Annotated in this window: 7 protein-coding genes; 5 read left to right on the top strand and 2 right to left on the bottom strand. The window is 69.9% G+C overall.

Annotated features, from left to right (window positions below):
* The first annotated feature begins 94 nt into the window (after nt 1–94).
* A complete protein-coding gene (locus tag HMPREF0731_RS05870) occupies nt 95–1,648 on the top strand; it encodes a UxaA family hydrolase (protein WP_007003130.1) in 1,554 nt (517 codons plus the stop codon).
* 157 nt (nt 1,649–1,805) lie between these two features.
* Here HMPREF0731_RS05870 and HMPREF0731_RS05865 read toward each other — a convergent pair whose 3' ends face one another.
* Together HMPREF0731_RS05865 and HMPREF0731_RS05860 are read right to left on the bottom strand one after the other, a co-directional pair.
* Nucleotides 1,806–2,555, bottom strand: coding sequence for an alpha/beta hydrolase (locus tag HMPREF0731_RS05865; protein ID WP_007003129.1), 750 nt, complete (start codon nt 2,553–2,555; stop codon nt 1,806–1,808).
* Nucleotides 2,552–3,709: a fumarylacetoacetate hydrolase family protein gene (locus HMPREF0731_RS05860; RefSeq protein ID WP_007003128.1), complete on the bottom strand. Its 1,158-nt coding sequence runs from the start codon at nt 3,707–3,709 to the stop codon at nt 2,552–2,554. Before HMPREF0731_RS05860 ends, HMPREF0731_RS05865 begins: the two co-directional genes overlap by 4 nt.
* A gap of 123 nt (nt 3,710–3,832) precedes the next feature.
* On the opposite strand from HMPREF0731_RS05860, the gene HMPREF0731_RS05855 reads away from it, so the two are divergent.
* The 4 genes from HMPREF0731_RS05855 to HMPREF0731_RS05840 form a co-directional block, all read left to right on the top strand.
* Nucleotides 3,833–5,164, top strand: a complete 1,332-nt coding sequence (locus HMPREF0731_RS05855; protein WP_007003127.1) for an ABC transporter substrate-binding protein — start codon at nt 3,833–3,835, stop codon at nt 5,162–5,164.
* Nucleotides 5,164–6,087: a carbohydrate ABC transporter permease gene (locus HMPREF0731_RS05850; RefSeq protein ID WP_007003126.1), complete on the top strand. Its 924-nt coding sequence runs from the start codon at nt 5,164–5,166 to the stop codon at nt 6,085–6,087. Before HMPREF0731_RS05855 ends, HMPREF0731_RS05850 begins: the two co-directional genes overlap by 1 nt.
* On the top strand, nt 6,084–6,902 hold the full coding sequence (locus HMPREF0731_RS05845; RefSeq protein ID WP_007003125.1) for a carbohydrate ABC transporter permease: 819 nt from the start codon (nt 6,084–6,086) through the stop codon (nt 6,900–6,902). Before HMPREF0731_RS05850 ends, HMPREF0731_RS05845 begins: the two co-directional genes overlap by 4 nt.
* A 117-nt stretch (nt 6,903–7,019) precedes the next feature.
* Nucleotides 7,020–8,010, top strand: a 991-nt coding sequence (locus tag HMPREF0731_RS05840) for a glycosyltransferase family 4 protein (RefSeq protein ID WP_007003124.1), incomplete at its 3' end; no start/stop codon positions are given.

Genomic DNA, 8,010 nt, shown 5'->3' with positions numbered 1-8,010 from the left:
CGGCCCCGACGCGCCGCCAACAGGGCGCGCCCGCCGCCGGACGCCCCGGCGCCCGGCGGGCAACGGAAAAAAAGAACGTCCAGGACCCTGCCCCATGTCGCTGATCGACCTTGCCGCCAAGCGGCTGAACGGCCCCGTCATCCGCCTGCACCCGGACGACAATGTGGTGGTCGCCCGCGTGCCCGTGGAGGCCGGCACCGTCATTCCGGGCGAGAACATCATCGCCCGCGAGGGGGTGCCGGCCGGCTACAAGCTGTCCACCCGCCCGCTGCGCCAGGGCGAGCCGGTGCTGAAATACAACGTCACCATCGGCTTCGCCGCCGAGGACCTGCCGGCCGGCACCATGCTGCACGGCCACAACATCGCCTTCACCGAATTCGACCGCGACTACGCCATCGGCCAGGACTACCGGCCGCTGGAGATGGTGCCCGAGGCCGAGCGCGCCACCTTCCAGGGCATCGTCCGTGAGGATGGCCGGGTCGCCACCCGCAACTACATCGGCATCGTCTCGACCGTGAACTGCTCGGCGACCGTCGTGCAGTCCATCGCCGACCACTTCACCGCCGAGCGGCTGGCGGAATTCCCCAATGTCGATGGCGTCGCCGCCTTCACCCACCAGACCGGCTGCGGCATGGAGCTGTCGGGCGAGCCGATGCAGCTGCTGCGCCGCACGCTGGCCGGCTACATCCGCCACCCCAACATCCATTCCGTGCTGGTGATCGGCCTGGGCTGCGAGCGCAACCAGATCGCCGGGCTGATGGAGGAGCAGGGGCTGCAGGCCGGGCCGAAGCTGCGCCACTACAGCATGCAGGAGATGGGCGGCACCCGGAAGAGCATCGAGGCCGGCATCGCCATGGTGCGCGAGCTGCTGGCCGACGCCAACGCCGTGACGCGGCAGAGCGTGCCGGCCAGCCACATCATGGTCGGGCTGCAATGCGGCGGTTCGGACGGCTTCTCCTCGATCACCGCCAACCCGGCGCTGGGCCACGCCATGGACATCCTGACGCGGCATGGCGGCACCGCCATCCTGTCGGAGACGCCGGAGATCTATGGCGTCGAGCACACCCTGACCCGCCGCGCCGCCAGCCAGGCGGTGGGCGAGAAGCTGATCGAGCGCATCCGCTGGTGGAAGGATGTCTACACCCCCGGCCGCGACACGCAGATCAACGGCGTGGTCAGCCCCGGCAACCAGGCCGGGGGGCTCGCCAACATCTTCGAGAAGTCGCTCGGCTCATCGATGAAGGGCGGCACCGGGCCGCTGATGGAGGTCTACCGCTACGCCGAGCCGGTGACGCAGCCGGGCTTCGTCTTCATGGACAGCCCTGGCTTCGACCCGGTCTCGGCCACCGGCCAGGTGGCGGGCGGCGCCAACATCATCTGCTTCACCACCGGCCGCGGCTCGATGTTCGGCTGCAAGCCGGCGCCGTCGATCAAGCTCGCCACCAACACGCCCATGTTCCGCCGGCTGGAGGAGGACATGGACATCAATTGCGGCGAGATCCTCGACGGCACCAGGAGCCTGCAGGAGATGGGCCAGGCGATCTTCGAGCAGATTCTGCGGGTGGCCTCGGGCGAGCGCAGCAAGAGCGAGGAGCTGGGCCTCGGGCGCCATGAATTCGCGCCCTGGAATATCGGCATCACCGGCTGAGGCGGCGCGGCGGGGAGGGGAACGCGCCCCTTCCCGCCGGGATCTCTGATGCGGGCTTGAGGGGGCTTCGCCCCCTCAAACTCCCCCAGCAGGGGACAGGGTCCCCTGCACCCGCCATCCGTTGAAGAAGACGGACAAATAAACTTCCAAAGGCCCCTTACAGGAACTCGGCCAGCGTCTCCGTCAGCAGCGCCAGCTCTTCCGGCTCGGCCAGGCGGTGCTGGCCGGTCTTGACCAGGATGATGCGCAGATCCCCGGTCGTCAGCGTGGCGGCGATGTCGGCGGCGGTGCTCCAGGGCACCTCGGCATCGCGCATGCCCTGCAACAGCCGCACCCGCCCCGAGAAGTCCAGGGGCCGGTCCAGCACGCTCTGCCGGTCGCCATCCTCGATCAGCCTGCGGGTGATCGGCACCGGCGGGCCATAGGGGCTGTCCAGCCACAGCACGCCCTCGCGCAGCAGCGTCTCGCGCTGCGCCTCGGAGAAGGCGGGCCACATCAGGCGGCGGGTGAAATCCGGCGCCGCGGCGATGCCGAGGAAGCCGCGCACCCGCTCGGGGAAGCGCCGCAGCATCAGCATCGAGATCCAGCCGCCCATCGAGGAGCCGACCAGCACCAACTCCCCCTCGGTCAGCTTCTCCAGCACGGCGGCCGCATCGGACGCCCATTCGCCGATGCAGCCCTCCTCGAACCGGCCGCCGCTGGCGCCATGGCCGGAATAGTCGAAGCGCAGGAAGGACTGGCCGCGCGCGGCGCAGGCATCGCGCAGCGCGATCGCCTTGCTCCCCTCCATGTCGGAGCGGAAGCCGGTGAGGAACACGACGGTGGGGCCGCGCCCGGGCAGCCTGGCCCAGGCCAGCTCGGTGTCATCGCCGCGATCCAGGCGGCCGGTCTCTTCCTTCAGGCTCATGCGGTCAACAATCCTCGTCTGGCAAGATTGGCCATCAGCGCGCCCAGGCCGAAGCGCCAGGGCGGGCAGGCATCGGTGCGGTCCACCACATTGGCCAGCGCGCCGAGGCGCGGGCTGGCGATGCGCACCCTATCGCCGATATGGTGGGTGAAGCCCATCCCCGCCGCGTCGCGATCCTTCGACGGCGAGAAGGGCGTGCCGAGGAAGAAGGCGGCGCCATCCGGATATTGGTGGTGCGGGTTGACCAGCTGGCCCACCAGCTCCGCCGGGTCGCGGCTGATGCTGCCGACCGCGCCGCGCTCCGACAGGGTGAAGCCATCCGTGCCCTCGATATCGAGGGTGATCTCGGCACGGCGGATGTCTTCCAGGGTGAAGCCGGCATCGAACAGCCGGATCGCCGGGCCGATGGCGCAGGCCGCGTTGTTGTCCTTGGCGCGGCCGAGCAGCAGCGCCGAGCGCCCCTCGACATCGCGCAGATTCACATCGTTGCCGAGGGCTGCGCCGACGATCCGCCCCTCGCCACTGACCGCCAGCACCACCTCCGGCTCCGGATTGTTCCAGGCGCTGCCGGGATGGATGCCGATGCGCGCGCCGGAGCCCACGGCGGAAAGCGGCTGGCCCTTGGTGAAGATCTCCGCATCCGGGCCGATGCCGACCTCCAGATACTGGCTCCACCAGCCGCGCGCGATCAGGTTCTCTTTCAGTCGCATCGCCTCGGGGCTGCCCGGCCGCAGCGCGGTGAGGTCCTCGCCGATGATGGCGCGGAACTCGGCGCGCACCCCCTCGGCCTGGGTGGCGTCGCCGCGGCAGCGCTCCTCGATCACCCGCTCGATCATCGAGCGCACATAGGTCACGCCACAGGCCTTCAGCGCCTGCAAATCGAAGGGCGCCAGCAGGGTGAGGGGGCCGCTGCCCGCCAGCAGCGCCTCGACCTGAAGCTCGATCGGCCGGCCGCGCGCGGCGATGGCGCCCACCGGGTCCGGCGCGTTCAGCCAGGCGCTGGCGGTGGCGAAGGCGGGGGTCATGTCATAGGCGCGGCCGCCGGCCAGCGCTAGGACCAGCGGGCCGTCAGGCCCCTCGGCGCGCAGCGCGAAATGCCCCTCCCGCCAATCCTCGGGGAGAGCGGTCGGCAATCCAGTCTCGGTCCGGCTCATGCGTGGCGTTCCCTTTTTCCCGAAGCCTGTCCTAGCGCCTTCCGTTCCGGCTTGCCATCCGCGCGCCGGCGGTGGAACGATAACGTCACACCCGGCGCAGCCCGGGAAGCGGAGGACAACGTGATGGTGAAGATCTCGCGGCGCAGCGCCCTGCGCCTGGGCGCGGGGCTGCTGGCGGCGCCTGCGCTGGTGCAGCGTGTGGGCGCCCAGCAGGCCTTCGACTGGCAGCGCTTCAAGGGCGAGAAGGTCGAGGTCAGCCTGACCGCCAATCCGCGCTCCGCCCTGCTGGTGCAGCACCAGCGGGAGTTCGAGGAGCTGACCGGCATCAAGGTCGGCGCCGAGCAGATCCCCGAGCAGCAGCACCGGCAGAAATTCGCCATCGAATTCGCCTCCGGCCGGCCCTCCTTCGACGTGGTGGGCATCAGCCTGCACGTCAACAAGCGCCAGGTCGGCCGCGCCCGCTGGTGCGCCGACGTCAAGCCGCTGATCCAGGACGCGTCGCTGACCGCGCCGGATTTCGACTTCGGCGATTTCGGGCAGGGCGCGGTGGCCTATTCCACCCAGGCCGATGGCCGCATGGACACGCTGCCGGAATTCACCGACTACTTCATCCTCTACTACAACAAGGACCTTCTGGCGGCGAAGAACATCGCCGTGCCGAAGACCTTCGACGAGCTCTACACCGCCGCCCGCGCGCTCACCGATCCCGCGAAGCAGCAATACGGCTTCGTCGGCCGCGGCCTGCGCAACGCCAATGTGGTGCTGTGGTCCTCCTTCCTGCTCGGCACCCGGCAGCGCGACACGGTCAGCGCCGACATGAAGCTGCTGACCGACACGCCGGATGCCGTCTGGGCCACCGAGATGTACCAGAAGCTGATGCGCGACTGCGCGCCGCCCGGCAATGTCGGCTTCAACTGGAACGAGTGCCAGACCACCTTCATGCAGGGCCGCGCCGCCTTCTGGATCGATGGCGTGGGCTTCGCCGCGCCGCTCGAGGACCGCACCCGCTCGCGCATCGCCGGCAAGGTGGGCTATGCGGTGGTGCCGGCGGGCCCGGCGCATCATCATTGCTGCCTGTTCGGCACCGGCTTCGGCATCAGCGAGCAGAGCCGCCGCCGCGGCGCCGCCTGGCTCTATGTGCAATGGGCGACGGGCAAGCAGAACCAGCTGCGCTACCTCACCTCCGGCGCCGGCGCGCCGGCCCGCAGCAGCCCCTTCCGCAACGAGGAGGCGATCGCCGCCAGCCGCTTCCCGCGCGAATTCTTCACCACGCTGATCGAGAGCGCGCGCATCGCCCGCCCCGGCCTGCCCGAGATCGTGCCGGTCACCGAGTTCCGCGACACCATCGGCACCGCGCTCACCAACACCATCGGCGGCGCCGACCCGGCCACCGAGCTGAAGCGCGCCACCGACGCCTTCCGCCCGGTGCTGGAGCAGTCGGAGCGCGCCACCTGATGAACAACGCGACCGCCGCCCTGCCGGGTGGCCGGGCGGCGGCGGGCACCACCCGCCGCCGCAACTATGCCCGCCACTATGGCTGGTTCGTCGTGCCGGCCGGGGTGGTGGTGCTGGCCGTCATCCTCTTCCCCTGGGCCTTCACCCTGTTCATGTCGGCGCATGACTGGAAGATCGGCGGCGGCCACGCCTATGTCGGGTTCGACAACTATCGCAAGCTGTTCACCGACGACCGCTTCCTCTGGTCGGTGGCGCGCACCCTCTACTTCACCGCGCTGGCCGTGCTGCTGCCGATGGTGCTCGGCGTCGCCGCGGCGCTGGTGTTCAACCGCAACTTCCCGCTGCGCGGCCTGGCGCGCACCATCTTCATCCTGCCGATGATGGCAACCCCCGTTGCCGTCGCCCTGGTCTGGACCATGATGTTCCACCCGCAGCTCGGCGTGCTGAACTGGATCCTGATGCAGTTCGGCATCCCGCCCAGCATGTGGATCTATGACGCCAAGACCGTCATCCCGACCCTGGTGATGGTCGAGGTCTGGCACTGGACGCCGCTGGTGATGCTGATCGTCCTCGGCGGCCTCGCCTCCCTGCCGCAGGACCCCTATGAGGCCGCGAAGATCGACGGCGCCAGCCCCTGGCAGAGCTTCCGCCACATCACCCTGCCGCTGCTGATGCCCTTCATCGTCGTGGCCCTCATCATCCGCGCCATCGACGCGCTGAAGGCCTTCGACACCATCTACGTCATCACCCAGGGCGGCCCCGGCACCAGCAGCGAGACCATCAACATCTTCCTCTATCTGCAGGGCTTCGCCTACTACAACATGGGTTATGCCAGCGCGGTGGTGGTGGTGTTCTTCCTGCTGATCGTCTCGCTCGCGGGGCTGCTGCTCTGGACCCGCAACCGGGTGAAGGACGCGCTATGACCCGCCTGCTGGAAAAGCTCGGCTTCGGCCTCGCCGTCCTGCTGCTGATCTCGCCCGGCGCGATGGTCTTCCTCTGGATGCTCTCCCTCTCGCTGAAGACCGAGCTGGACAACACCGACTGGCCGCCCGTCTTCATCCCCAACCCGGTGGTGTGGGACAATTTCCTGGCGGTGTTCGAGCGCAACGACTTCCTGCTCTACACCTGGAACAGCATCATCGTCTCCTTCACCGCCACCGGCCTCGCCATCCTGATCGGCGTGCCCGCCGGCTACGGCATCGCCAAGATGCGCGCCACGCGGGCGGCCATGCTCATCCTCATCGCCCGCATCACGCCGGGCCTCTCCTACCTCATCCCGCTCTTCCTGCTGTTCCAGTGGCTGGGGCTGACCGGCACGCTGACGCCCATCATCATCACCCATCTGGTGATCACCGTGCCCATCACCGTCTGGGTGATGATCGGCTTCTTCGAAGGCCTGCCCGCCGAGCTGGAGGAAGCCGCCCTGGTCGACGGCGCCAACATCTGGCAGGCCTTCCGCCACGTCGCCTTCCCGCTGGCGCGGCCGGGCATCACGGTCGCGGTGATCCTCTCCTTCATCTTCTCCTGGAACAACTTCATCTTCGCCATGGTCCTCGCCGGGCGCGAAACCCGCACCCTGCCCGTGGCCGTGAACAACATGCTGACCTTCGAGCAGATCTCCTGGGGGCCGCTCGCCGCCGCCGCCCTGCTGGTGACCCTGCCGGTGCTGCTGCTCACCCTGCTGGCGCAGAAGCAGATCATCGCTGGGCTCACCGCCGGGGGCGTGAAGGGGGGATAGAAAACTGAAAAGAATCCGGGGGAACTGAGTTCCCCCGGGCCCCCGCATCTGCGGCCCTTTCCAGGGCAGCGCCACTGCGGGCTGGTCAGGAACGGGGCGCGCCGGTAAGCGGGGGGCATGTCCGACCGGCCCGCCATCCTGCAGCTGCTGCCCGCCCTGAACAGCGGCGGCGTCGAACGCGGCACCCTCGAAATCGCCGAGGCCCAGGCCCAGGCCGGCTATCGCCCCATTGTCGCCTCCGCCGGCGGCCGCTTGGTGCCGGCGCTGGAAGCGCTCGGCGCGCGCCACGTCACCCTGCCGCTCGACCGCAAGACACCCTGGGCCATCCTGGCCAATGCCGCCGCCCTGCAACGCCTGGTGGCCGAGCACGGCATCGCCCTGATCCACGCCCGCAGCCGCGGCCCGGCCTGGTCCGGCCTGCGCGCCGCCCGCGCCGCCGGCCTGCCCTTCGTCACCACCTATCACGGCACCTACAACGAGAACTTCCCCGGCAAGCGCCTCTACAACTCGGTCATGGCGCGCGGCGACCGTGTCATCGCCATCAGCCGCTTCATCGCCGAGCTGGTGCGGACCCGCCACCACACCGACCCTGCCCGCATCCGCATCATCCCGCGCGGTGTCGACCCGCGCGCCTTCGACCCCGCTCTGGTGGCGCCCGACCGCGTGGCGAAGCTGCGCGCCGCCTGGGGCGTGCCGCAGGACCGCCCCGTGCTGCTGCTGCCCGCCCGCATCAGCCGCTGGAAGGGGCAGGCGGTGGCGCTGCAGGCGCTCGCCCGCCTGCCCGCGCCGCGCCCCTTCCTGATCCTGGCCGGCGAGACCGGCCGCGGCGCCTATGCCGCCGAGCTGCGCCAGCGCATCCAGTCCCTCGGCCTCGGCGCCGATGTCATCCTGCCCGGCCATGCCGAGGACATGCCCGCCGCCCTGCTGCTGGCCGATCTGGTGCTGCACGCCTCCACCGATGCCGAGGCCTTCGGCCGCTCCGTGGTCGAGGCCCAGGCCATGGCCCGCCCGGTCATCGCCGCCGATCTCGGCGCCCCGCGCGAGACGGTGGAGGAAGGCGTCACCGGCTGGCGCGTGCCGCCCGGCGATGCGGATGCGCTCGCCGCCG

This window comes from Pseudoroseomonas cervicalis ATCC 49957, from assembly GCF_000164635.1.
GTDB lineage: Bacteria > Pseudomonadota > Alphaproteobacteria > Acetobacterales > Acetobacteraceae > Pseudoroseomonas > Pseudoroseomonas cervicalis.
Note: the sequence above shows the minus strand (reverse complement) of the source record. Positions and strands in the feature narration are given on the sequence as shown.